The 22329-nt window shown below is 73.4% G+C and carries 21 protein-coding genes; 16 read left to right on the top strand and 5 right to left on the bottom strand.

The genetic code is table 11. The annotated features are described in order from the left end of the window. The first annotated feature begins 20 nt into the window (after positions 1–20). From ACH414_RS05420 to ACH414_RS05395, 6 genes are all read left to right on the top strand, one after another. Positions 21–689 carry a helix-hairpin-helix domain-containing protein gene (locus ACH414_RS05420; protein WP_386564181.1) on the top strand — a complete coding sequence of 223 codons (669 nt, stop codon included), beginning with the start codon at positions 21–23 and terminating at the stop codon, positions 687–689. Then, positions 686–3247 carry a ComEC/Rec2 family competence protein gene (locus ACH414_RS05415; RefSeq protein WP_398940835.1) on the top strand — a complete coding sequence of 854 codons (2562 nt, stop codon included), beginning with the start codon at positions 686–688 and terminating at the stop codon, positions 3245–3247. The genes ACH414_RS05420 and ACH414_RS05415 overlap by 4 nt, the downstream gene beginning before the upstream one ends. Positions 3248–3290: 43 nt before the next feature. Then, complete coding sequence (locus tag ACH414_RS05410; protein ID WP_382543744.1) at positions 3291–3905, top strand: winged helix-turn-helix domain-containing protein; 615 nt, start codon at positions 3291–3293, stop codon at positions 3903–3905. Further along, positions 3905–4153, top strand: coding sequence for a hypothetical protein (locus ACH414_RS05405; RefSeq protein WP_398940834.1), 249 nt, complete (start codon positions 3905–3907; stop codon positions 4151–4153). Before ACH414_RS05410 ends, ACH414_RS05405 begins: the two co-directional genes overlap by 1 nt. Continuing rightward, positions 4063–5184, top strand: coding sequence for an MFS transporter (locus ACH414_RS05400; protein ID WP_398941123.1), 1122 nt, complete (start codon positions 4063–4065; stop codon positions 5182–5184). Before ACH414_RS05405 ends, ACH414_RS05400 begins: the two co-directional genes overlap by 91 nt. A gap of 122 nt (positions 5185–5306) precedes the next feature. Then, positions 5307–6191 carry a YceI family protein gene (locus ACH414_RS05395; RefSeq protein ID WP_382543738.1) on the top strand — a complete coding sequence of 295 codons (885 nt, stop codon included), beginning with the start codon at positions 5307–5309 and terminating at the stop codon, positions 6189–6191. 4 nt (positions 6192–6195) lie between these two features. Here the strand turns inward: ACH414_RS05395 and ACH414_RS05390 are convergent, their stop codons facing one another. Next, positions 6196–6441 (bottom strand): hypothetical protein, encoded by a 246-nt coding sequence (locus ACH414_RS05390; RefSeq protein WP_382543736.1) that lies wholly within the window; start codon positions 6439–6441, stop codon positions 6196–6198. A 56-nt stretch (positions 6442–6497) separates the two neighbouring features. Here ACH414_RS05390 and holA point away from each other — a divergent pair, with 56 nt between their 5' ends. Continuing rightward, positions 6498–7487 (top strand): DNA polymerase III subunit delta, encoded by a 990-nt coding sequence (gene holA / locus ACH414_RS05385; protein WP_382543733.1) that lies wholly within the window; start codon positions 6498–6500, stop codon positions 7485–7487. A gap of 587 nt (positions 7488–8074) precedes the next feature. Here holA and ACH414_RS05380 read toward each other — a convergent pair. Beyond that, positions 8075–8407 carry a hypothetical protein gene (locus tag ACH414_RS05380; RefSeq protein ID WP_382543730.1) on the bottom strand — a complete coding sequence of 111 codons (333 nt, stop codon included), beginning with the start codon at positions 8405–8407 and terminating at the stop codon, positions 8075–8077. Between the two features lie 195 nt (positions 8408–8602). Then, the gene (gene rpsT, locus ACH414_RS05375) at positions 8603–8869 is read right to left on the bottom strand and encodes a 30S ribosomal protein S20 (RefSeq protein ID WP_030760878.1); all 267 of its coding nucleotides are present in this window, start codon (positions 8867–8869) and stop codon (positions 8603–8605) included. Positions 8870–9054: 185 nt separating this feature from the next. On the opposite strand from rpsT, the gene lepA reads away from it, so the two are divergent. The 3 genes from lepA (at position 9055) to hemW (ending at position 14300) form a co-directional block, all read left to right on the top strand. Then, on the top strand, positions 9055–10923 hold the full coding sequence (gene lepA, locus ACH414_RS05370) for a translation elongation factor 4 (protein ID WP_382543727.1): 1869 nt from the start codon (positions 9055–9057) through the stop codon (positions 10921–10923). A gap of 179 nt (positions 10924–11102) precedes the next feature. Then, entirely contained in the window at positions 11103–12980 is a 1878-nt protein-coding gene (locus tag ACH414_RS05365; RefSeq protein ID WP_382543724.1) for an AMP-dependent synthetase/ligase, read from the top strand. Positions 12981–13067: 87 nt separating this feature from the next. Continuing rightward, positions 13068–14300, top strand: a complete 1233-nt coding sequence (gene hemW / locus ACH414_RS05360) for a radical SAM family heme chaperone HemW (protein WP_382543721.1) — start codon at positions 13068–13070, stop codon at positions 14298–14300. Positions 14301–14905: 605 nt separating this feature from the next. Here the strand turns inward: hemW and ACH414_RS05355 are convergent. Both ACH414_RS05355 and ACH414_RS05350 read right to left on the bottom strand, forming a co-directional pair. After that, complete coding sequence (locus ACH414_RS05355) at positions 14906–15709, bottom strand: DUF3097 domain-containing protein (RefSeq protein WP_382543718.1); 804 nt, start codon at positions 15707–15709, stop codon at positions 14906–14908. Between the two features lie 10 nt (positions 15710–15719). Continuing rightward, a complete protein-coding gene (locus ACH414_RS05350) occupies positions 15720–16442 on the bottom strand; it encodes an MBL fold metallo-hydrolase (protein WP_382543715.1) in 723 nt (240 codons plus the stop codon). Positions 16443–16610: 168 nt separating this feature from the next. Here ACH414_RS05350 and hrcA point away from each other — a divergent pair, with 168 nt between their 5' ends. The 6 genes from hrcA (at position 16611) to ACH414_RS05320 (ending at position 22324) form a co-directional block, all read left to right on the top strand. Further along, complete coding sequence (gene hrcA, locus ACH414_RS05345) at positions 16611–17630, top strand: heat-inducible transcriptional repressor HrcA (RefSeq protein ID WP_382543712.1); 1020 nt, start codon at positions 16611–16613, stop codon at positions 17628–17630. Continuing rightward, positions 17631–18770 (top strand): molecular chaperone DnaJ, encoded by a 1140-nt coding sequence (dnaJ, locus tag ACH414_RS05340; RefSeq protein ID WP_382543710.1) that lies wholly within the window; start codon positions 17631–17633, stop codon positions 18768–18770. 359 nt (positions 18771–19129) lie between these two features. Beyond that, positions 19130–20209, top strand: coding sequence for a nitronate monooxygenase (locus ACH414_RS05335; protein ID WP_382543707.1), 1080 nt, complete (start codon positions 19130–19132; stop codon positions 20207–20209). Continuing rightward, complete coding sequence (locus ACH414_RS05330) at positions 20206–20949, top strand: 16S rRNA (uracil(1498)-N(3))-methyltransferase (protein ID WP_382543704.1); 744 nt, start codon at positions 20206–20208, stop codon at positions 20947–20949. Before ACH414_RS05335 ends, ACH414_RS05330 begins: the two co-directional genes overlap by 4 nt. A gap of 98 nt (positions 20950–21047) precedes the next feature. Beyond that, complete coding sequence (locus tag ACH414_RS05325; protein WP_382543700.1) at positions 21048–21407, top strand: histidine triad nucleotide-binding protein; 360 nt, start codon at positions 21048–21050, stop codon at positions 21405–21407. Between the two features lie 14 nt (positions 21408–21421). Further along, entirely contained in the window at positions 21422–22324 is a 903-nt protein-coding gene (locus ACH414_RS05320) for a ribonuclease Z (protein ID WP_382543697.1), read from the top strand. Positions 22325–22329: the final 5 nt, after the last annotated feature.

Below are 22329 nucleotides of genomic sequence, written 5' to 3'. Positions count from 1 at the left end.
CGAGGAGGGAGCGGCTCTGGATGGCATTACGCGAGCGGCTGCCGCTGTGGGTGCAGTCCCGGTGCGGACTCGAACCGCGGTCGCTTGCCGCGCTCGCCGTGATCCTCGTGGTGGCCGCGGGCGTCGCGGGCGCGTTCTTCTGGACGGGACGGCCCCAGCAGGTCAGGGCGCCCGAGGTGGTGGGCGCCGCCCCCCCGGTGCTCGGGGCGGGGCCCTCCCTCTCCGGGCCGGAGGCCTCGCCGGCCGCGGCCCCGTCGGCGCCCGTGGTGGTGGTGGACGTCGGCGGCAAGGTGCACCGGCCGGGGGTGCTGACGCTGCCCGCGGGCTCCCGGGTCGCCGACGCCCTGCGCGCGGCGGGCGGGGTGCGCGGAGGGGCGGATCTGACGGGCCTCAACCGGGCCAGGGTCCTCATGGACGGCGAGCAGGTCGTGGTCGGGGTCCCGGCGGCTGCGGCGAGCGGGACCGGGGTCGGGGTCGCGGGGCCGTCGGGGCCGGCGCAGCCGCTGAGCCTCAACGCGGCGACCGTGGAGCAGCTCGACTCGCTGCCGGGCGTGGGCCCGGTGCTCGCCCGGCACATCCTGGAACACCGCGTGGAACACGGCGGGTTCCGCTCGGTGGACGAGCTGCGCGAGGTCGACGGGATCGGCGACCGCCGGTTCGCCGACCTTGAACCGCTGGTGCGGCCATGAGGCCGGGTGTCCGTGACGGCGCCAAGGTGTTCGTGGGCTGGGACGAGGGTCCTGCCGACCTGCGGCTCGTGCCTCCGGCCCTGGCGGCATGGGCCGGGGCGGCCCTCGCCGTGGGCGCCGTCGGCTGGTGGACGGTGGCGGGGGTGCTGCTCTGCCTGGCCGGGGCCGTGCTGCTGGTCGGGCCGGCCGGGCGGCGCGGACTGCGGGCGACCGCCTGCGCGGGGGCGCTGCTCTGCGTCGCCGCCGGGGCCGCGTCCGGCGGGCTGCACGCGGCCGACCTGCGGCGCGGACCGGTCCCTGGGCTCGCCCGTGACGGGGCGCGGGTGGGAGCGGAGGTGGTCGTGGGCTCCGATCCGCGGCTCACCCGACCCAAGCTCAGCGGAAGCCGGGCGGCGCCCGTCTCGGTGGTCCTGGAGGGCGAGGTGGTGCGGGTCGAGAGCCGGAACGGCGCGCTGCACCGTACCCGGGCGCCGGTCCTGGTCGTGGTCCCGCCCGGCGAGGGGCGCCGGGAGTGGCTCGGGCTGCTGCCGTCGACCCGGCTGCGGGTGACGGGCAGGCTCGCGCTGCCGCTCCGGGCCGGCGATCCGTTCGCCGCGGTGCTGCGCGCGGACAGCACGGGACCGCCCCGTGTCACGGGCCCGCCGAGCGCGCTCCAGCGCACCGCCGGGGGGCTGCGCGCCGGGCTGCGGCGGGCCACGGAGGGCCTCGCACCGGACGCCCGGGCGCTGCTGCCGGGCCTGGTGGTCGGCGACACCTCCCGGATCGGACCGGATCTCGAGGAGGCCTTCGAGGCCACCGATCTCACTCATCTGTTGGCTGTCTCCGGGTCGAACCTGACACTCGTGTTGCTGCTCCTGATCGGCAGGCCCGGCACGGCGCAGCTGAGCGAGCGCGGCGGTCTCGCCCCGCGCCTCGGCATCTCCCTGCGGGCCACGGCGCTGGGCGGGGGCGGTCTCACGCTCGCGTTCGTCGTCGTGTGCCGACCCGATCCGAGCGTGCTGCGGGCGGCGGCCTGCGGGCTCGTCACGCTGCTGGCCGTCGCGACCGGCCGCCGCAGGTCGCTGGTCCCCGCGCTCGCCGCGGCGGTGCTCGTCCTGGTGCTCTACGACCCGTGGCTGGCCCGGAGTTACGGCTTCCTGCTGTCGGTCCTGGCCACCGGCGCGCTGCTGACGATCGCCCCGCGGTGGAGCGACGCGCTGCGCAGGCGCAGGGTGCCGGGCCGGATCGCTGAGGCGCTGGGGGCCACGCTGGCGGCGCAGGCGGTGTGCGCGCCGGTCGTGGCGGTCTTCGCGGCCCGGGTGAGCCTGGTGGCGGTGCCCGCCAACGTTCTGGCGGAGCCCGCGGTGGCGCCGGCCACGGTCCTGGGGTTCGCCGCGCTGGGGCTCGCGCCGGTGTGGCCGGGGGCGGCCGGAGCGGTGGCGGGGGTCGCGGGGTGGCCGGCCGGGTGGATCGCCGGGGTGGCACGCGCCGGCGCGGGGCTGCCCGGTGCGGAGTCGGCCTGGCCGGACGGCTGGTGGGGAGGCCTGCTGCTCGCGCTCCTCACCGGGCTCGTGGTGCTCGCCGCGCGGCGGCTGCCGTACCGGCGGTGGATCGGGGCGGGCTGCGTGGTGCTGCTGTTCCTGGCGGTGGTGCGGCCGCCGCCGCTGGCCCGGCTGGTGACCGGGTGGCCTCCGCCGGGCTGGGTGTTCGCGATGTGCCAGGTGGGCCAGGGCGACGCGACCGTGCTCGCGGCCGGCGGGGACACGGCCGTCGTGGTGGACGCGGGGCCCGAGCCGGCGGCGGTCGACCGGTGTCTGCGGGACCTCGGGGTGCGCAGGATCCCGCTGCTCGTGCTCACCCACTTCCACGCGGACCATGTCGCGGGGCTGCCCGGGGTGTTGCGGGGCCGGGCGGTGGGGGCGATCCAGACGACCGGGCTCGCCGAGCCGCCGGAGCAGGCGGAGTTCGTTCGGAGGACGGCCGCGGCGGCGGGCGTTCCCGTGGTGCCGGCCGTGGCGGGGGAGCGGCGTGCCCTCGGCCCGCTGGAGTGGCGGGTGCTGTGGCCGCGGGCCGGCCCTCGTGCGGCGGGCGGGGCGGGCCGGTGGGTGGGTTCCAGGGCGCCCGGGGACCCCGGGGCGCTCGGGGACCCCAGAGGGTCCTACGAGTCCGGCGCGCACGGCGAGTCCGGCGAGAGAGGGGAGGCTGGGGAGGCCGGGCCCAACGACGCCAGCGTCACGCTGTTCGTCCGGGCGGCGGGCGGGGTCACCCTGCTGCTGCTCGGGGATCTCGAACCTCCGGCCCAGCGGGGCCTGCTGCGGGCGTATCCGGCGCTGCCGCCCGTCGACGTGCTCAAGGTCGCCCACCATGGCTCCGCCTACCAGGACCCGGGGCTGATAGGGGCGGTGCGGCCCCGGCTGGCCTTGGTGTCGGCCGGCCGGGACAACCCCTACGGGCACCCCTCGCCGCTGACGGTGGAGGCGTTGCGGGCCGGTGGGGCGACGGTGCTGAGCACGGACCGGGACGGGGCCATCGCGGTGACGGGGGCGGGGCGGGGGCTCATGGCCCATGCAGCCTTCTAAAGAAATCCTTGTAAAGGAGTCTTTCTAAAGATACGTTTACATCATGACGGAGCAGCCGCAGGAGCAGTCCCACAGCATCGAGCTCACCGATCCCCGCGCCCTTCGGGCCTACGCCCACCCCACCCGGATGACCCTCGTGGGCCTGCTGCGCGCGAACGGCCCGTTCACCGCCACCAGGGCGGCCGAACTGACCGGCGAGTCCGTGGCCAGCTGCTCGTACCACCTGCGGATGCTCGCCAAGTACGGCCTCGTCGAGCAGGCCCCGGGCGGCAAGGGGCGGGAGAAGCCGTGGCGGGCGACCGCGCGGTTCACCGCGTGGCCGGACCACAGTGAGGACGCGGCGGTCGCCCAGGCGGCGGACGCCCTCACCGCGGCGGCGACGGAGCTGCACTTCCAGCGGGTCCTGAAGGCGATGGGGCGCCGCCAGGCGCTGCCGGCGGAGTGGCGGGAGGCCGAGCAGTTCGACGACACGCTGCTGCACCTCACCCCCGGGGAGCTGACCGAGCTCGGGCGGCGCGTGCAGGAGCTGCTGCGCCCTTACGAGGAGCGCGAGGCCGATCCCGCCCGGCGCCCGGAGGGCTCCCTTCCCGTGGCCGTCCTGAGGATCGCCTTCGTGGACCGCGAGATGGGCGGCCAGGGTGACGGGGCGGGGGAGTGATGGCGATCGCCGCGCGCATACCCGCGCTGCTGCGTGAACGGTCCTTCCGGCGGTACTGGGCCGGGCAGACGGTCTCGTCCGTGGGCGACCAGATCTCGCTGATGGCGCTCCCGCTCGCCGCCGTGGTCGTGCTCGGGGCCGACGCCGCCGAGATGGGCTGGCTCAAGACGGCCGAACTGCCGCGCTGCTGCTCAACCTGCCCCTGGGCGCATGGGCCGACCGGCAGACCCGGCGGCGGCGCGCCATGATCGCGGCCGACTTCGGCCGGGCGGCCCTGCTCCTGTCCCTCCCCGTCGCCTATCTGCTCGACGTGCTGACGCTGGGCCAGCTCTATGCGGTGGCCTTCGGGGTGGGCGCGCTCACGGTGCTCTTCGAGGTGTGCAACACGACACTGTTCGTGGCGCTGGTGCCCACCGAGGGCTATGTGCAGGCCAACTCGCTGATCAACGGCAGCCGTTCGATGGCGTGGTTGGCGGGCCCGGGGATCGGCGGTGTGCTGGTGCAGCTGTTCACCGCGCCCTTCGCGCTGGTCGCGGACGCGCTCACCTTCCTCGTCTCGGCCGGGTACCTAACCCGGATCGACCCGGTCGAGCCGCCGCCCGCCAAGGTCGAGCGGGGGCACTTCACCGAGGGACTGCGCTGGGTGGTGCGCAACCCCTCGATGCGCGGGCTGTTCGCCGCCTCCGGGACGGTCCAGTTCTTCAACTTCATGTTCCACACCCTCTTCGTGCTCTACGCCACGACCGAACTCGGCCTGAGCCCCGGCGTGCTCGGCGCCGTGCTCGCGGCGGGGGCCGTGGGCGGTCTGGCCGGAGCGGCCTGCGGCGGTGCGGTGACCCGGGCGATCGGCATCGGCCCGTCGATCGTGGTCGGCTTCATCGGCTTCACCGTGCCGCTGCTGCTCATCCCGCTGGCCGGCGGACCGCTGCCGCTGGTCCTCGGGCTGCTGTTCCTCGCCGAGTTCGTCTCCTGCGCCGGGGTGATGGTCGTGGACATCGCCGCCGGCTCGTATCAGATGGCCGTGATTCCCGACGCGATCCGGGCCCGGGTGATGGGCGCCTTCCGGACGCTCAACCACGGCTTCCGTCCGCTCGGCGCCCTCGCCGGCGGCCTGCTCGGGACGACCCTGGGGCCGCACCCCACGCTCTGGGTGGCGACCGGCGGTGCGGCCCTCGCCGTGCTGTGGCTCTTGCCCTCGCCGCTGCCGCGGCTGCGTGAACTCCCGGCGCGGGAGGAGCAGCTGGGCCGAGAAGCGGAGCCGCACGATTCACACGTGTAAGTGGAACCTTTACTTCGGACTCCCGGTAACACTTGCGCCGTTTGCCTCGAACGTCGCAAGAGTGATCGAATGAACCTTCGTTGAAGAGCGAAGGTCAGCGGTTTGCCCGGGGGTACGTGAAAATGTTCGGTGGTCTGTTCGGCAAGCGCGGCGCCTCGGCGGCCCGAGGCGGTCCGCTCGCGGGGCTCACGGTCCCGGCGTCGGCGGGCGTCCTGAGCTGCCGGGTCCTCGACCCCGTCCACGAGCCGGTCCGGCAGGCCGAGTTCGTGGTCAGCGACACCGCCGGCCGCAAGGTGCTCGCGGGGGAGACCGACCCGTACGGCAGCGTGCTCGCGACGGTGCCGGCGGGGGAGTACCGGCTCGCGGTCACCGCCGAGGGGTACACCCCGTACCACGGCACCACCGTCGTCACCGAGCACGGGCACGCCGGCCTCGGCGACCTGATGCTCCAGATCGCCCCGCAGCCGCAGCTCCCCGAGCCGGGCGACTGGGAGATCGACCCGTCGCACTCCCAGATCGGCTTCACCGCGCGGCACATCGGGCTCGCCCGGATCCACGGCCGGTTCAACGGCTTCGCCGGGGTCATCCGGATCGCCGAGCGCATGGAGCAGTCGGCCATGCACGTCGTGATCGACGCGGCCTCCATCGACACCGGCGTGCAGATGCGCGACGACCACCTGCGGTCGAGCGACTTCCTCGACGTCGGCGCGTACCCGACGATGGAGTTCTACAGCGAGCGCTTCGTGCACCGGGGCGGCAGCCGCTGGGCCGTCACCGGGGCGCTGACCCTGCACGGCGTCAGCCGCACGGTGACCCTCGACACCCAGTACCTGGGCATCGGCAGCGGCCTGGAGGGCGAGACCCGGTGCGCCTGCCGGGCCAGCACGGAGCTGCACCGCGAGGACTTCACGCTGACCTGGCAGACACTGCTCGCGCGGGGCATCGCGGCGGTCGGCTCCAGCATCACCATCGACCTGGACGTCCAGATCGTCCCCAAGAAGGGCTGACCCGCTAGGGGGCCTCCAGCCAGCCCTCGTGCTCGGCGGCCAGCGCGTCCAGGGCCGCCGGGTCGAGCGCGCCCCGCGGGTCCTCGACGACCACCAGCCACTGGGCGTCCTCGGCATCGTCCTCGCCGGCCAGGGCGTCCCGGACCAGCTGCGGCTCCTCGGCGAGCCCGAAACGCTCGGGCAGGGCCTCGGCGACCTCCTCGGCGGCGTCGCGGTCGGGGAGTACCAGTACGTGTCTCACATCGCTCACGTGCACATTCTCGACGATGGCCCGGCTGTCGGTGGCCCGTGGGATGCTGGAGCGCGATGGCCACCAGAAAGACTTCCACCGACGACCTCCTCGCCCCCGTCACGCTCGCCGTGGGCCAGGAGGACCTGCTGCTCGACCGCGCGGTCCGCGAGGTGGTGGCGGCGGCCCGCGCCGCCGACGCCGACACCGACGTCCGCGACCTCATGCCCGAGCAGCTCCAGCCCGGGGCCCTCGCGGAGCTGACCAGTCCCTCGCTCTTCGCCGAGCGCAAGGTCCTGGTCATGCGGAACGCCCAGGACCTCCCGGCGGACACGATCAAGGAGATCAAGGCGTATCTCGACGCGCCGGCCGAGGAGATCACCCTCGTCGTGCTCCACGCGGGAGGCGCCAAGGGCAAGGGGCTGCTCGACGCGGCCCGCAAGGCGGGGGCGCGCGAGGTGGCCTGCCCGAAGACCACCAAGCCCGCGGAGCGCCTGAGCTTCGTACGGCAGGAGTTCCGCACACTGGGACGTTCGGCCACGCCCGAGGCGTGCCAGGTGCTGGTCGACGCGATCGGCAGCGATCTGCGGGAGCTGGCCTCGGCGGTGGCCCAGCTGACCGCGGACGTCGACGGCACGATCGACGAGGCGGTCGTCGGGCGCTACTACACGGGCCGCGCCGAGGCCTCGTCCTTCACGGTCGCCGACCGCGCCGTCGAGGGGCGGGCTGCGGAGGCCCTGGAGGCCTTGCGGTGGTCGCTCTCGACCGGTGTCGCGCCGGTTCTGATCACCAGCGCGCTGGCCCAGGGCGTGCGCGCCATCGGGAAGCTCTCCTCCGCCCGTGGGGGGCGGCCCGCCGATCTCGCGCGGGAGCTGGGGATGCCGCCGTGGAAGATCGACCGGGTGCGGCAGCAGATGCGGGGATGGACGCCGGACGGGGTGTCCGTGGCGCTCCGCGCGGTCGCGGAGGCGGACGCGGGCGTCAAGGGCGGCGGTGACGACCCGGAGTACGCGCTGGAGAAGGCCGTGGTCGCCATCGCCCGCGCGGCCCGCATGCGCCGCGGCTGACGGAACCCGGGGCGCCCGCCGGTCAGCCGACCTGACGGCCCCGGCCCAGAGCCCGCGGCCGCCAGTCCACGGCCCACAGCCCAGAGCCCGCGGCCTGCGCCCCTTCGACCCGCAGTCCGCGGCCTGACAGCCCGCGGTCCACGTCGTACGGCTCACGGTGCGCGCCCACGTCGCAGGGCCATACGGCGCCCGGCACAGGGCCCGCGGCCCAGAGCCCGCGGGCCCACAGCCCGCAGGCGCGGCCTGACAGCCCCCGGTCCACGTCGCACGGCCGACCGCGTCCCTCGCACGGCCCCGCCGCGCATGGCGCACGGCCATGGCTCACGGTGCCCGGCCCGTGGCGACGGCCATGACCGCGGTACTCGCCCACGGCCATGACCGCGGCGCCCGGCCCGTGGCCACGGCCATGGCCACGGCGCCCGGCCCGTGGCGACGGCCATGACCGCGGTACTCGGCCCACGGACACGGCCATGACCGCGGCGCCCGGCCCGCGGCGCCCGGCCCGTGGCCACGGCGCCCGGCCCGTGGCCACGGCGCCCGGCCCGTGGCCACCGCCACGACCACGGCGCCCGCCCATCCCCCATCCCCTACGGCTTCCGGCCGCCTCCGCCGCCCCGGCGGCGGGTGCGGCGGGCCGCGCGGGTGAGGAGGCTCGGGCGGCGTCGGGGCGGGAGCGGGGTGCGCTTCGGCCAGGGGCCGTCCGGCGACAGCAGCGGGGCCTTGCGGTCGGCCTGTGCCTGGATCTCCGCATGGGCCTCGTGCGCGGTGATCCTGAACGCCTCGTCGTGTGCGGCCAGCGCCGCCGTGAGCGCCGCGCCCGCGGTGCCCCGGCGGCGCACCACGACCGCCAGGCGGGCCAGCAGGCCCAGGATGCCGGCGATCACCGCGGCGATCACGAGCAGCGGCAGGATGTCGGTCATGCGGCGAGCCTACGCGCGCCGCGGGGCATGACGAAGGCCCCGTCGTCTCCTGGGGAAGGAGGGCGACGGGGCCTTCGACCTACAAGCTGTGGCCCGTACACGCGTGGCGAACGCGTCTCGCGTACGTGGCCGGGGTGGCCGGGCGGGAGCGGTTAGAGGGCCCGCTGGATCCCGTGCGGCCGGTCACATCAGAGCTCAGCCCTGGAGGGAGGAAACCTTGATCGCCAGCGCCGACTTCTTGTTGGCGGCGGCGTTCTTGTGGATGACACCCTTCGAGACAGCCTTGTCGAGCTGACGCGAGGCGGCACGAGCGGCAACGGTGGCCTTCTCGAGGTCGCCGGCGGCGACAGCCTCGCGGGCCTTGCGGATCGCGGTCTTGAGCGACGACTTGACGGCCTTGTTGCGCAGGCGCGCCTTCTCGTTGGTCTTGTTCCGCTTGATCTGGGACTTGATGTTCGCCACGAAAAGAGCCTTTACAGGTTCGATGTTTCTTCAGGATGTGCCGCGCAGCTGAGAGGGCACACGAGACACAGCTGTCCACGGTATCAGCCGCACTCCACACCGCCCAAACCGAGCGTCGCACCGCAGTCATGGGACGATGGAGCCTACGTATCCGTTCTGAACATCGCCCGAGACGAGAACCCTGCGTGCCCGCGACTCCTACCAACGTGCCCGAGCCGAGCCGAACCGACCCGGCTCTGATCCGCAACTTCTGCATCATCGCGCACATCGACCACGGCAAGTCCACGCTCGCCGACCGGATGCTCCAGCTGACCGGTGTGGTCGACCAGCGGCAGATGCGCGCCCAGTACCTCGACCGGATGGACATCGAGCGAGAGCGCGGCATCACGATCAAGTCCCAGGCGGTCCGTCTGCCCTGGGCTCCCACCGAGGGAGCCGACCAGGGCCGGACGCACATCCTGAACATGATCGACACCCCCGGGCACGTCGACTTCACCTATGAGGTCTCGCGCTCGCTCGCGGCCTGCGAGGGCACGATCCTGCTGGTGGACGCCGCGCAGGGCATCGAGGCGCAGACCCTGGCCAACCTCTACCTGGCCATGGAGAACGAGCTCACCATCGTCCCGGTGCTCAACAAGATCGACCTCCCGGCCGCCCAGCCGGAGAAGTTCGCCGAGGAGCTGGCCAACCTCATCGGCTGCCAGCCGGAGGACGTCCTCAAGGTCTCCGCCAAGACCGGCATGGGCGTCGAGGCGCTGCTGGACCGCGTCGTCCGCGACATCCCGGCCCCGGTGGGCGTCGCCGACGCCCCCGCCCGCGCGATGATCTTCGACTCGGTCTACGACTCGTACCGCGGCGTCGTGACGTACGTCCGTGTCGTCGACGGGCAGCTCAACAAGCGCGAGCGCATCCGGATGATGTCGACGGGCGCCACCCACGAGCTCCTGGAGATCGGCACCAACTCGCCCGAGATGCTGCCGGCCGACGGTCTCGGCGTCGGCGAGGTGGGTTACCTCATCACCGGCGTGAAGGACGTCCGCCAGTCCAAGGTCGGTGACACGATCACCTCCCAGAGCAAGGGCGCCGAGGAGGCGCTGGGCGGTTACAAGGACCCGAAGCCGATGGTCTTCTCGGGTCTGTATCCGCTGGACGGCTCGGACTACCCGGAGCTGCGCGACGCGCTCGACAAGCTCCAGCTCAACGACGCCGCCCTGGTCTACGAGCCGGAGACCTCCGCGGCCCTCGGCTTCGGCTTCCGCGTCGGCTTCCTCGGCCTGCTCCACCTGGACGTGATCCGCGAGCGCCTGGAGCGCGAGTTCGGGCTCGACCTGATCGCCACCGCGCCCAACGTGGTCTACCGCGTGGTCATGGAGGACGGCAGCGAGCACACGGTCACCAACCCGAGCGAGTTCCCCGAGGGCAAGATCAGCGAGGTGTACGAGCCGGTCGTGCGCGCCACGATCCTGGCCCCCACCGAGTTCATCGGCTCGATCATGGAGCTGTGCCAGAACCGGCGCGGCACCCTCCTCGGCATGGACTACCTCTCCGAGGACCGCGTCGAGATCCGCTACACCCTGCCGCTGGCCGAGATCGTCTTCGACTTCTTCGACCAGCTGAAGTCCAAGACCCGCGGCTACGCCTCGCTCGACTACGAGCCCACCGGCGAGCAGGCCTCCAGCCTGGTCAAGGTCGACATCCTGCTGCACGGCGACAAGGTGGACGCCTTCTCCGCGATCACCCACAAGGACGCCGCGTACGCCTACGGCGTCCGGCTCGTCGCCAAGCTGCGCGAGCTGATCCCGCGGCAGGCCTTCGAGGTCCCGATCCAGGCCGCGATCGGTTCCCGGGTCATCGCCCGCGAGACCATCCGCGCCATCCGCAAGGACGTCCTCGCCAAGTGCTACGGCGGTGACATCTCCCGTAAGCGGAAGCTGCTGGAGAAGCAGAAGGAAGGCAAGAAGCGCATGAAGATGGTCGGCTCCGTGGAGGTCCCGCAGGAGGCCTTCATCGCCGTCCTGTCGAGCGACGAGTCCTCCGCCAAGAGCAAGAAGTAGGCACCCGAACAGGCCCCCGTACCGACGGTACGGGGGCCTGTTTCGTTATATGCAAGCCCTTACGCGCCAGTCCTCGGCGCTCTACTCTGATCCAGCCGCAGGTTACTCGCCAGTTAGTTACACGTTACGCAGAAGATCGACCCACCGCCTGACCGCACCGCCGCCGCCCGGAGGACGTCGTGAGCGACACACAGACCCTGATCGAGAACCGGCCGCCGTCCGTGGCGACCCTCTTCCTTGAGCGCGTCGAGCGGACCCCGGACGCGGAGGCCTACCGCTACCCGGTCCCCGCCGCCTCCGGCCAGGGCCCGGACGAGTGGAAGTCGCTCAGCTGGGCGCAGGCCGCCGAGCGGGTCTACGGAATCGCCGCCGGCCTCGTCGACCTCGGCGTCCAGCCGGAGGAGCGGATCGCCCTCGCCTCCTCGACCCGGGTCGAGTGGATCCTCGCCGACCTCGGCGTGATGTGCGCGGGCGCCGCGGTGACCACGGTCTATCCGCAGACCAACGCCGAGGAGTCGGCCTTCATCCTCGCCGACTCCGACTCGCGCGTCCTCATCGCGGAGAACGCCGAGCAGCTCGCCAAGGCGGTCGAACGGCGCGCCGACCTGCCCCACCTCCACCACGTCGTCGTCATCGACCCCGAGGGCGCCGACACCGACGACGAGTGGGTGCTCACCCTCGCCGACCTGGAGGCCCGCGGCAAGGCGTACCTGGAGAAGCACCCGGAGGCCGTCAAGGAGCGGGTCGCGGCGATCACCGCCGAGCAGCTCGCCACCCTCATCTACACCTCGGGCACCACCGGCCGCCCCAAGGGCGTCCGCCTCCCGCACGACAACTGGTCGTACATGGCGAAGGCGATCGCCGCCACCGGCCTGGTCACCCAGGACGACGTGCAGTACCTGTGGCTGCCGCTCGCCCACGTCTTCGGCAAGGTGCTCACCTCCGGCCAGATCGAGGTCGGCCACGTCACCGCCGTCGACGGCCGGATCGACAAGATCATCGTGAATCTGCCGGTCGTGCAGCCCACCTACATGGCGGCCGTCCCGCGCATCTTCGAGAAGGTCTACAACGGCGTCGCCGCCAAGGCCCGCGAGGGCGGTGCGGCCAAGTACAAGATCTTCCAGTGGGCGGCCGAGGTGGCCCGCGAGTACGCCAAGGTCACCCAGGACAACTTCCGCCGCACCGGCACCGCCTCCGCGCCCTTCGGCCTCTCCGCCAAGCACAAGGTCGCCGACGCGCTCGTCTACAAGAAGCTCCGCGAGGCCTTCGGCGGCCGGCTGCGCGCCGCCGTCTCCGGCTCCGTCGCGCTGGCCCCCGAGATCGGCTACTTCTTCTCCGGCGCCGGCATCCACATCCTGGAGGGCTACGGCCTGACGGAGTCCTCCGCCGCCTCCTTCGTGAACCCGGGCGAGGCCTACCGCACCGGCACCGTCGGCAAGCCGCTGCCCGGCACCGAGGTCCGCATCGCCGACGACGGCGAGATCCTGCTGCGCGGCCCCGGCATCATGGAGGGCTACCACGGGCTGCCGGAGAAGACGGCGGAGGTCCTGGAGGCCGACGGCTGGTTCCACACCGGCGACATCGGCGAGCTGTCCCCGGACGGCTACCTGCGGATCACCGACCGCAAGAAGGACCTGTTCAAGACCTCCGGCGGCAAGTACATCGCCCCGACCGAGGTCGAGGGGCAGTTCAAGGCCGTCTGCCCGTTCGTCTCCAACATCGTGGTGCTCGGCGCCGACCGGAACTACTGCACCGCGCTGATCGCCCTCGACGAGCCCGCCATCCTCGGCTGGGCGGCCGAGCACGACCTCGGCGGCAAGTCGTACGCGGAGGTCGTCGCCGCGCCGGCCACCGAGAAGCTCATCGAGGGCTACGTGGCCCGCCTCAACGAGGGGCTCCAGCGCTGGCAGACGATCAAGAAGTTCCGTCTGCTGCCGCGGGACCTCGACGTCGAGCACGGGGAGCTCACGCCCAGCCTGAAGATGAAGCGGCCGGTCGTGGAGCGGACGTACCAGCACCTGATCGATGAGATGTACGAGGGGGCCCGGGAGGCCTGAGCGGGGGCGGGGACGCCTCTGAGCTGAGGCTTTCCTGGTTATCCACAGGGTCGACCGTCACGTCGGGCGGTACGGGACAATGGCTTCATGCCTTCCGTACTGCCCGATGGTGAGCCCATGCCCGAGGACGGGGCGCTGCCCGCCCACGCCCTGGAGGGGGCCGGCGAGCGACCCCTCGGGTTCTATCTGCACGTGCCGTATTGCGCGACCCGCTGCGGCTACTGCGACTTCAACACCTACACCGCGAGCGAGCTGCGCGGTGCCGGCGGCGTGCTCGCCTCCCGGGAGAACTACGCGGCGCAGGTCACCGAGGAGATACGGCTCGCCCGCAAGGTCCTCGGCGACGACCCGCGCCCGGTCCGGACGGTCTTCGTCGGCGGCGGCACGCCCACGCTGCTCGACGCGGGCGACCTGGTGGCGATGCTCGGGGCGATCCGGGACGAGTTCGGGCTCGCCGACGACGCCGAGGTGACGACCGAGGCGAACCCGGAGTCCGTCGACCCCGCGTATCTGGCCGCGCTGCGCGAGGGCGGCTTCAACCGGATCTCCTTCGGCATGCAGAGCGCCCGCCAGCACGTCCTGAAGATCCTCGACCGCACCCACACCCCCGGGCGGCCCGAGGCGTGTGTCGCCGAGGCGCGGGCGGCCGGCTTCGAGCACGTCAACCTCGACCTCATCTACGGCACCCCCGGCGAGTCCGACGAGGACTGGCAGGCCTCGCTCGACGCGGTGATCGGCGCCGGGCCCGACCACGTCAGCGCCTACGCGCTGATCGTGGAGGAGGGCACGCAGCTGGCCCGGCGCATCCGGCGCGGCGAGATACCGATGACCGACGACGACGTGCACGCGGACCGGTACCTGATGGCGGAGGAGGCGCTGTCCGGGGCGGGCTTCCAGTGGTACGAGGTGTCCAACTGGGCCACCTCGGAGGCCGGGCGCTGCCTGCACAACGAGCTGTACTGGCGCGGCGCGGACTGGTGGGGCGCGGGGCCGGGTGCGCACAGCCACGTGGGCGGCGTGCGGTGGTGGAACGTCAAGCATCCCGGCGCGTACGCGGCGGCGCTGGGCGCGGGGAGGTCGCCGGGTGCCGGGCGGGAGGTCCTGTCGGACGAGGACCGGCGGGTGGAGCGGGTCCTGCTGGAGCTGCGGCTGTCGGAGGGGGTCGAGCTGGGGCTGCTCAAGCCGGCGGGCTTGGCGGCGGCGCGCAGGGCGCTGGAGGAGGGGCTTCTCGCGGAGGGGCCTTACGGTGCGGGGCGGGCGGTGCTGACGTTGCGGGGGCGGTTGCTGGCCGACGCGGTGGTCCGCGACCTGGTGGACTGACGCCGCCCGGCCCCCGGTCGTGGGCCGCGCCCCGGCGGGCCGCCCGCACCTGCCGTGCGAGCCACCGCGCCCGCGCCCCGTGCGGGCCGCGCCCCCGCCCGCGCGGGCCGCCGCGCCCCCCTGCCCGTGTGGGCCGCCTCTGCCCGCCCCCGTGTGGGACGCCACGCCTTGTCCACCCCCGTGTGGGCAATCGTCCCGCAGGGCGGGACGGGTGGGCACACGGGACGGCGCGCTTAGCGGCGCCTCCGCTCCCCGTGCCTGAGCCCCGGCCCCCAGCGCGCCGCACCTGTGGTGCGGGTTCAGGCGCGGAGGCCTAGGCCCGGCAAGGGGCGCCGTCCGTTGTGCCCACCCGTTCCGCCCCAGCGGAACGAATGCCCACAACGGCGGGCCGCAGGCCCACAACGGGCGCAGGCGCGGCCGGGAGGGTGGGCGCCGGCCCAGCGGAACGAATGCCCACAACGGGGGGCCGCAGGCCCACGACGGGGTGCGGGCGCGGCCGGGAGGGTGGGCGCCGGCCCAGCGGAACGAATGCCCACGGCGGGGTGCGGGCGCGGCCGGGAGGGTGGGTGCCGCCGCGGCGGCACGAATGGCCACAACGGGTGGGGCTACGGGGTCGTGACGAAGTCGATGAGTTCTTCTACTCGGCCGAGGAGTTCGGGCTCCAGGTCCTTGTAGGACGTCACCTTCGACAGGATGTGCTGCCACACCGCGCCCGTGTTCTCCGGCCAGCCCAGCGCTCGGCAGACGCCCGTCTTCCAGTCCTGGCCGTGGGGGACCGAGGGCCAGGCCGGGATGCCGACCGAGGACGGCTTCACGGCCTCCCAGACGTCGATGTACGGGTGGCCCACGATCAGGACGTCGGGAGAGGAGACCTGGGCCGCGATGCGGGACTCCTTGGAGCCGGGGACCAGGTGGTCGACCAGGATGCCGAGGCGGGCGTCCGGGGCCGGGGCGAAGTCGGCGACGATGGCCGGGAGGTCGTCGATGCCCTCCAGGTACTCGACGACGACGCCCTCGATGCGCAGGTCGTCGCCCCAGACCCGTTCCACCAGCTCCGCGTCGTGGCGGCCCTCGACGTAGATGCGGCCCGCCCGGGCCACCCGCGCCCGTGCGCCCGGGACCGCGATCGAGCCCGAGGCCGTACGGGTCGGGACGGCGGGGGCGGGGCGGGCGGGGCGGGTCAGGGTGACCGGGCGGCCGTCCAGGAGGAAGGCCCGGGGGGCCAGGGGGAAGACACGGTGCTTCCCGAAGCGGTCCTCCAGGGTCACCGTGTCCGCCTCGCAGCGGACCACCGCCCCGCAGAACCCCGTCGTGACCTCCTCGACGACCAGGTCGAGGTCGGCCGGGACCGTCGGGACCGGCGTCGACTTCTTCCAAGGGGGTGTCAGATCCGGGTTGTAGCTGCGCATTTCGGCGACGCTACGACACCTCGAAGCGGCGTGCCAGTTCATCGCGCTGGCGTCGGACGAAGTCCGCGTCGACCACCGCGCCGTGGCCCGGGACGTACACCGCGTCCTCGCCGCCCAGCGCCAGGAGGCGGTCCAGCGCCGCCGGCCAGCGGGCCGGGATCGCGTCCGGGCCCGCCTGCGGCTCGCCCGACTCCTCCACCAGGTCGCCGCAGAAGACCACCTCCGGGGTGCCGGGGACGAAGAGGGCCAGGTCGTGGCCGCTGTGGCCGGGGCCGATGTTCGCCAGCAGGACGCGGCGGGCGCCCAGGTCCAGGGTCCATTCGCCGGAGACCGTGTGGCGCGGCGCCACCAGCACCTCCGCCGCCTCCGCCGCCGCCCGCTCGTCCAGTCCCTGCCGTACCGCGTCCTCGTACAGCGCCTCCCGCTCGCGCGGCAGCAGCGTGTCCATGCCCACCGCGCCGAAGACCTCCGCCCCGGAGAACGCCGCCGTCCCGAGGACATGGTCGAAGTGGGGATGGCTCAGTGCGATATGCGTCACCCTCCGGCGGTCCGTCAGCTCCGACACCTGGGCGCGCAGCTCGGCGCCCTGGGCGAGGGTCGCCCCCGTGTCGTACAGGAGGACCGATTCCGCCCCGATCACCAGGCCCACCGTGGCGTCCCAGCCCGGCAGGCGCCGCCGTCCCACCCCCTCCGCCAGTCGCTCCCAGCCGTGGGCTTCCCAATTCGCGTCCATACCGAGACGCTATCCGCCGCGACCCCGCCGACCCCGCCTCCTTGCCAGGAGCGATGCCCGCCGCCGTACACTGGCCGGGGGATTCCTGGCACTCGGGCAGGGCGAGTGCCAAATGCGGAAGAACCGGAACCGGACCGAAGCCCGGATCGACAGCTGGAGGTGTGCGCGGTGCTCAGCGAACGCAGACTCGAGGTGCTGCGTGCCATCGTCCAGGACTACGTGGGGACGGAGGAGCCGGTCGGCTCCAAGGCGCTGACCGAGCGGCACAAGCTCGGCGTGTCGCCCGCCACCGTGCGCAACGACATGGCGGTGCTGGAGGAGGAGGGCTACATCGCCCAGCCTCACACCAGCGCCGGACGCATCCCCACCGACAAGGGCTACCGCCTCTTCGTGGACCGGCTGGCCGGCGTCAAGCCGCTGTCGACCCCCGAGCGGCGGGCGATCCACAACTTCCTCGACGGAGCCGTCGACCTCGACGACGTCGTCGGCCGCACGGTGCGGCTGCTCGCGCAGCTGACCCGGCAGGTCGCCGTCGTGCAGTACCCCTCGCTGACCCGTTCGACGGTCCGGCACGTGGAACTGCTGTCGCTGGCGCCCGCCCGGCTGATGCTGGTGCTCATCACCGACACCGGCCGGGTCGAGCAGCGTGTGATCGACTGCCCCGCCCCGTTCGGCGAGATCTCCCTGGCCGACCTGCGGGCCCGGCTCAACAGCCGGGTCGTCGGCCGCCGGTTCGCGGACGTGCCGCAGCTGGTGCAGGACCTCCCGGAGTCCTTCGAGGAGGCCGAGGACCGGGGCACGGTCTCGACCGTGCTCGCGACCCTCCTCGAGACCCTCGTGGAGGAGCAGGAGGAGCGGCTCATGATCGGCGGCACCGCCAATCTGACCCGCTTCGGACATGACTTCCCCCTGACGATCAGGCCCGTCCTGGAAGCACTCGAGGAGCAGGTCGTGCTCCTCAAGCTGCTCGGCGAGGCCAAGGAGTCGGGGATGACCGTACGCATCGGGCACGAGAACGCCCACGAGGGGCTGACGTCCACGTCGGTCGTCTCGGTCGGCTACGGTTCCGGCGGCGAGGCAGTCGCCAAACTCGGCGTGGTCGGACCGACCCGCATGGACTACCCCGGAACGATGGGAGCGGTACGCGCAGTGGCACGTTACGTCGGACAGATCCTGGCGGAGTCGTAAGTGGCCACGGACTACTACGCCGTACTCGGCGTACGCCGCGACGCGTCGCAGGACGAGATCAAGAAGGCCTTCCGCCGACTCGCCCGCGAGCTTCACCCGGACGTGAACCCGGACCCGAAGACCCAGGAGCGGTTCAAGGAGATCAACGCCGCTTACGAGGTGCTGTCGGACCCGCAGAAGAAGCAGGTCTACGACCTCGGCGGCGACCCGCTGTCCGCCTCCGGCGGCGGTGGGGCCGGCGGCGGCTTCGGCGCGGGCGGCTTCGGGAACTTCTCGGACATCATGGACGCCTTCTTCGGTACGGCGTCCCAGCGCGGCCCGCGCTCGCGCACCCGGCGCGGGCAGGACGCGATGATCCGGCTGGAGATCACGCTCGACGAGGCGACCTTCGGCACGACCAAGGACATCCAGGTCGACACGGCCGTCGTCTGCACCACCTGCTCCGGTGAGGGTGCCGCGCCCGGCACCTCCGCGCAGACCTGTGACATGTGCCGCGGCCGTGGCGAGGTCTCCCAGGTCACCCGGTCCTTCCTGGGCCAGGTCATGACCTCCCGCCCCTGCCCCCAGTGCCAGGGCTTCGGCACGGTCGTGCCGACGCCGTGTCCCGAGTGCGCCGGCGACGGCCGCGTGCGGTCCCGCCGTACGCTCACGGTCAAGATCCCGGCCGGTGTCGACAACGGCACCCGGATCCAGCTGGCCGGCGAGGGCGAGGTCGGCCCCGGCGGCGGCCCCGCCGGCGACCTGTACGTCGAGATCCACGAGACCCCGCACGAGGTCTTCCAGCGGCGCGGCGACGACCTGCACTGCACGGTCACCATCCCGATGACGGCCGCCGCGCTCGGCACGAAGGTGCAGCTGCAGACGCTCGACGGCCTGGAGGACGTCGACATCCGCCCGGGCACCCAGTCCGGCCAGTCGATCCCGCTGCACGGCCGCGGCGTCACGCACCTGCGCGGCAACGGCCGGGGCGACCTGATCGTCCACGTCGAGGTGCAGACCCCGTCCAAGCTCGACCCGGAGCAGGAGCGCCTCCTGCGCGAGCTGGCCAAGCTGCGCGGCGAGGAGCGCCCCACCGGGCAGTTCCAGCCCGGGCAGCAGGGGTTGTTCTCGCGGTTGAAGGACGCGTTCAACGGGCGCTAGGGGTTCGGCTGGGGGTCCGGGGGTCGTCCCCCGGGTCGGCACGGTCAGCCCGGGCAGCAGGGGTTGTTCTCGCGGTTGAAGGACGCGTTCAACGGGCGCTAGGGGTTCGGCTGGGGGTCCGGGGGTCGTCCCCCGGGTCGGCACGGTCAGCCCGGGCAGCAGGGGCTGTTCTCGCGGTTGAAGGACGCGTTCAACGGGCGCTAGGGGTTCCGCTGGGGCGCCGGAGGGCGTCCTTCAACGGGCGCCGAGTCCCGTACGTGTCCCGTACGTGATCAAGGGGCGGTCCGCACTCGTGCGGGCCGTTCCTTCGCGTGCGGGACCGATTCGGCCCGGCCGTCCCCGCATGGCACGATGCCTGCATGTCCACCGCACTGAACGATCTCTCTCGGCATCCGATCGTGCAGGCCCCCATGGCGGGTGGCGCCTCCTGTCCCGAGCTCGTCGGCGCCGTGTGCGAGGCGGGGGCGCTCGGGTTCCTGGCCGGCGGGTACAAGACCGCGGGCGGGCTCTACCAGGAGATCAAGCAGGTCCGCGGGCTCACCGCGCAGCCCTTCGGGGTCAACCTCTTCATGCCGCAGAGCGGCCAGCCCGCCGACCCCGCCGCCGTCGAGGTCTACCGGCACCAGCTGGCCGGGGAGTCGAGCTGGTACGAGACGGAGCTCGGCGACCCCGACCAGGGGCGCGACGACGGGTACGAGGCCAAGCTGGCGATCCTCCTCGACGACCCGGTGCCGGTCGTCTCCTTCACCTTCGGCTGCCCCGACCGCGACGCGCTCGACGCCTTCGCCCGGGTCGGCACCTTCACGATCGTCACCGTCACCTCCGTCGAGGAGGCCCGCACCGCCCAGCGGGCCGGCGCCGGCGCCCTGTGCGTGCAGGGCACCGAGGCGGGCGGGCACCAGGGCACCCACCGCGACGACCCGGCCGACGGGCCGTCCGCCGGGAGCGGCGCCGGGCTGCTCGCGCTGCTCACCGAGGTGCGCGAGAACGTCTCGCTGCCGATCGTCGCCACCGGCGGCATCATGCGCGGCCGGCAGATAGCCGCCGTCCTCGCCGCGGGCGCCGACGCGGCCCAGCTCGGCACCGCGTTCCTCGCCTGCCCCGAGTCCGGGGCGCACCCGCTGCACAAGCGGGCCCTGACCGACCCGCTGTTCACCCGCACCGAGCTCACCCGGGCCTTCTCCGGCCGCCCGGCCCGCGGACTGGTCAACCGCTTCATGCGCGAGCACGGGCCGTACGCCCCCGCCGCCTACCCCGAGGTCCACCACCTGACCGCCCCGCTGCGCAAGGCCGCCGCGACCGCCGGCGACCCGCAGGGCATGGCCCTGTGGGCCGGACAGGGCCACCGCCTGGCCCGCGACCTCCCGGCCGGCCGGCTCGTCGGGGTCCTCGCCGAAGAACTCTCCACCGCCCTCGAAAGCTCCAGGAGCGCCACGTGACCGCACCCGTCTTCGTCGTCGACACCGTCCCCCCGGTGGGCGGCTTCCTCCTCGACGGGCCCGAGGGGCGCCACGCGGTGTCCGTGAAGCGGCTGCGCGCCGGGGAGGAGCTGGTGCTGACCGACGGGAACGGGGCCTGGGCCGCGTGTGTCGTCGCCGCGGCCGAGGGCAAGGACCAGCTGACCGTCGAGGTCACCGCCGTCCACGAGGACCCGGAGCCCGCGCCCCGGATCACCGTCGTCCAGGCCCTGCCCAAGGGCGACCGCGGCGAACTGGCCGTCGAGACCATGACGGAGACCGGCGTGGACGCGATCGTGCCGTGGTCCGCGCAGCGCTGCATCACCCAGTGGAAGGGCGAGCGCGGGCTGAAGGCCCTCGCCAAGTGGCGGGCGACCGCGCGCGAGGCCGGCAAGCAGTCGCGCCGCACCCGCTTCCCCGAGGTGGCCGACGCGATGACCGGCAAGCAGGTCGCCGCCCTCCTCGCGACCGCGGACTTCGCGGCCGTGCTGCACGAGGACCGGGCGCACCCCAGCGGCGCGCTCGCCACCGCCGAACTGCCCGCCACCGGCGAGATCGTGCTGGTCGTGGGGCCCGAAGGGGGCGTCTCCCCGGAGGAGTTGGCGCTCTTCGAGGAGGCCGGCGCCCGGCCGTACCGCCTGGGGCACAGCGTGCTGCGCACCTCCACGGCCGGCACCGCGGCCGCCGCGCTCGTGCTCGGCCGCACCGGCCGCTGGGCGTGAAACCCGGCCGGTGCGGGCTTCCGGGCCCGGCCCCGGGCCCGGCGGGGTCCCGATAGCATGCGCGTGTACTGATCAACGGAGGCGAGGAGGACCGGGCCATGGCCGGAGAGCCGCAGAGCGACTGCCTGTTCTGCAAGATCGCGGAAGGGGAGGTCCCTGCGACGATCGTGCGCGAGACCGAGACCACGGTCGCGTTCCGCGACATCAATCCCCAGGCACCCACCCACGTCCTCGTCATCCCGCGCGTGCACTACCCGGACGCCGCCTCCCTCGCCGCCGCCGCGCCGACGGTCGCCGCGGACGTGCTGCGGGAGGCCGGCGAGGTCGCCGAGCAGGAGAAGATCGACGGCAGCGGCTTCCGGATCGTGTTCAACACCGGTGCCGGCGCGGGCCAGACCGTCTTCCACGCCCACGCGCACGTCCTGGGCGGCCGCGGCCTCAACTGGCCGCCCGGATAGGCCGGGACCCCACCGTGTCCGTACGTGAACTGGTCGTCCTCGGCACCGCGAGCCAGGTGCCGACCCGGCACCGCAACCACAACGGCTATCTGCTGCGCTGGGACGGCCAGGGCATCCTCTTCGACCCCGGCGAGGGCACCCAGCGCCAGATGCTGCGGGCCGGCGTCGCGGCGCACGACCTGAACCGGATCTGCGTCACGCACTTCCACGGCGACCACTCGCTGGGCCTGGCCGGGGTGATCCAGCGGATCAACCTCGACCAGGTCCCGCACCCGGTCACCGCGCACTACCCGGCGAGCGGGCAGCGCTTCTTCGAGCGGCTGCGGTACGCCACGGCCTACCGGGAGACCGTGCCGCTGACCGAGGCGCCGGTCGACGCCGACGGGCCGTTCGCCGTCACCGAGGCGTACACCCTCGACGCCCGGCTGCTCTCGCACCCCGTGGAGTCCTACGGCTACCGGCTCACCGAGCCCGACGGCCGCCGCATCCTGCCGGAGCGGCTCGCCGCGCACGGCATCAAGGGCCCCGACGTCGGCCGGATCCAGCGCGAGGGCGTGCTGGACGGCGTGACCCTCGACGAGGTGAGCGAGGTCCGGCGCGGCCAGCGCTTCGCCTTCGTGATGGACACCCGGCTGTGCGACGGGGTGTACGCGCTCGCCGAGGGCGCCGACATGCTCGTCATCGAGTCGACCTTCCTCGACGAGGACGTGCGGCTCGCCACCGACCACGGACATCTGACGGCCGGCCAGGCCGCGGCGGTCGCCCGGGACGCGGGCGTGCGCCATCTCGTGCTGACCCACTTCTCGCAGCGCTACTCCGATCCGGGGGAGTTCGAGCGGCAGGCGCGGGCGGCCGGGTTCGAGGGGGAGCTGAGCATTGCCCAGGACCTGATGAGGGTCCCCGTACCGAAGAGATAAGAACC

Origin of the sequence: Streptomyces sp. NPDC020422 (assembly GCF_044386705.1) — a bacterium.
In the GTDB taxonomy this organism is placed as follows: Bacteria; Actinomycetota; Actinomycetes; order Streptomycetales; family Streptomycetaceae; genus Streptomyces.
Note: the sequence above shows the minus strand (reverse complement) of the source record. Positions and strands in the feature narration are given on the sequence as shown.

Bases quoted from the DNA above. Each gene is read 5' to 3' on its own strand.
- ACH414_RS05420 (WP_386564181.1), top strand. From the start codon at position 21: ATGGCATTACGCGAGCGGCTGCCGCTGTGGGTGCAGTCCCGGTGCGGA.
- ACH414_RS05415 (WP_398940835.1), top strand. From the start codon at position 686: ATGAGGCCGGGTGTCCGTGACGGCGCCAAGGTGTTCGTGGGCTGGGAC.
- ACH414_RS05410 (WP_382543744.1), top strand. From the start codon at position 3,291: ATGACGGAGCAGCCGCAGGAGCAGTCCCACAGCATCGAGCTCACCGAT.
- ACH414_RS05405 (WP_398940834.1), top strand. From the start codon at position 3,905: ATGGCGATCGCCGCGCGCATACCCGCGCTGCTGCGTGAACGGTCCTTC.
- ACH414_RS05395 (WP_382543738.1), top strand. From the start codon at position 5,307: ATGTTCGGTGGTCTGTTCGGCAAGCGCGGCGCCTCGGCGGCCCGAGGC.
- holA (WP_382543733.1), top strand. From the start codon at position 6,498: ATGGCCACCAGAAAGACTTCCACCGACGACCTCCTCGCCCCCGTCACG.
- ACH414_RS05380 (WP_382543730.1), bottom strand. From the start codon at position 8,407: ATGACCGACATCCTGCCGCTGCTCGTGATCGCCGCGGTGATCGCCGGC.
- hemW (WP_382543721.1), top strand. From the start codon at position 13,068: ATGCCTTCCGTACTGCCCGATGGTGAGCCCATGCCCGAGGACGGGGCG.
- ACH414_RS05355 (WP_382543718.1), bottom strand. From the start codon at position 15,709: ATGCGCAGCTACAACCCGGATCTGACACCCCCTTGGAAGAAGTCGACG.
- ACH414_RS05350 (WP_382543715.1), bottom strand. From the start codon at position 16,442: ATGGACGCGAATTGGGAAGCCCACGGCTGGGAGCGACTGGCGGAGGGG.
- ACH414_RS05335 (WP_382543707.1), top strand. From the start codon at position 19,130: ATGTCCACCGCACTGAACGATCTCTCTCGGCATCCGATCGTGCAGGCC.
- ACH414_RS05325 (WP_382543700.1), top strand. From the start codon at position 21,048: ATGGCCGGAGAGCCGCAGAGCGACTGCCTGTTCTGCAAGATCGCGGAA.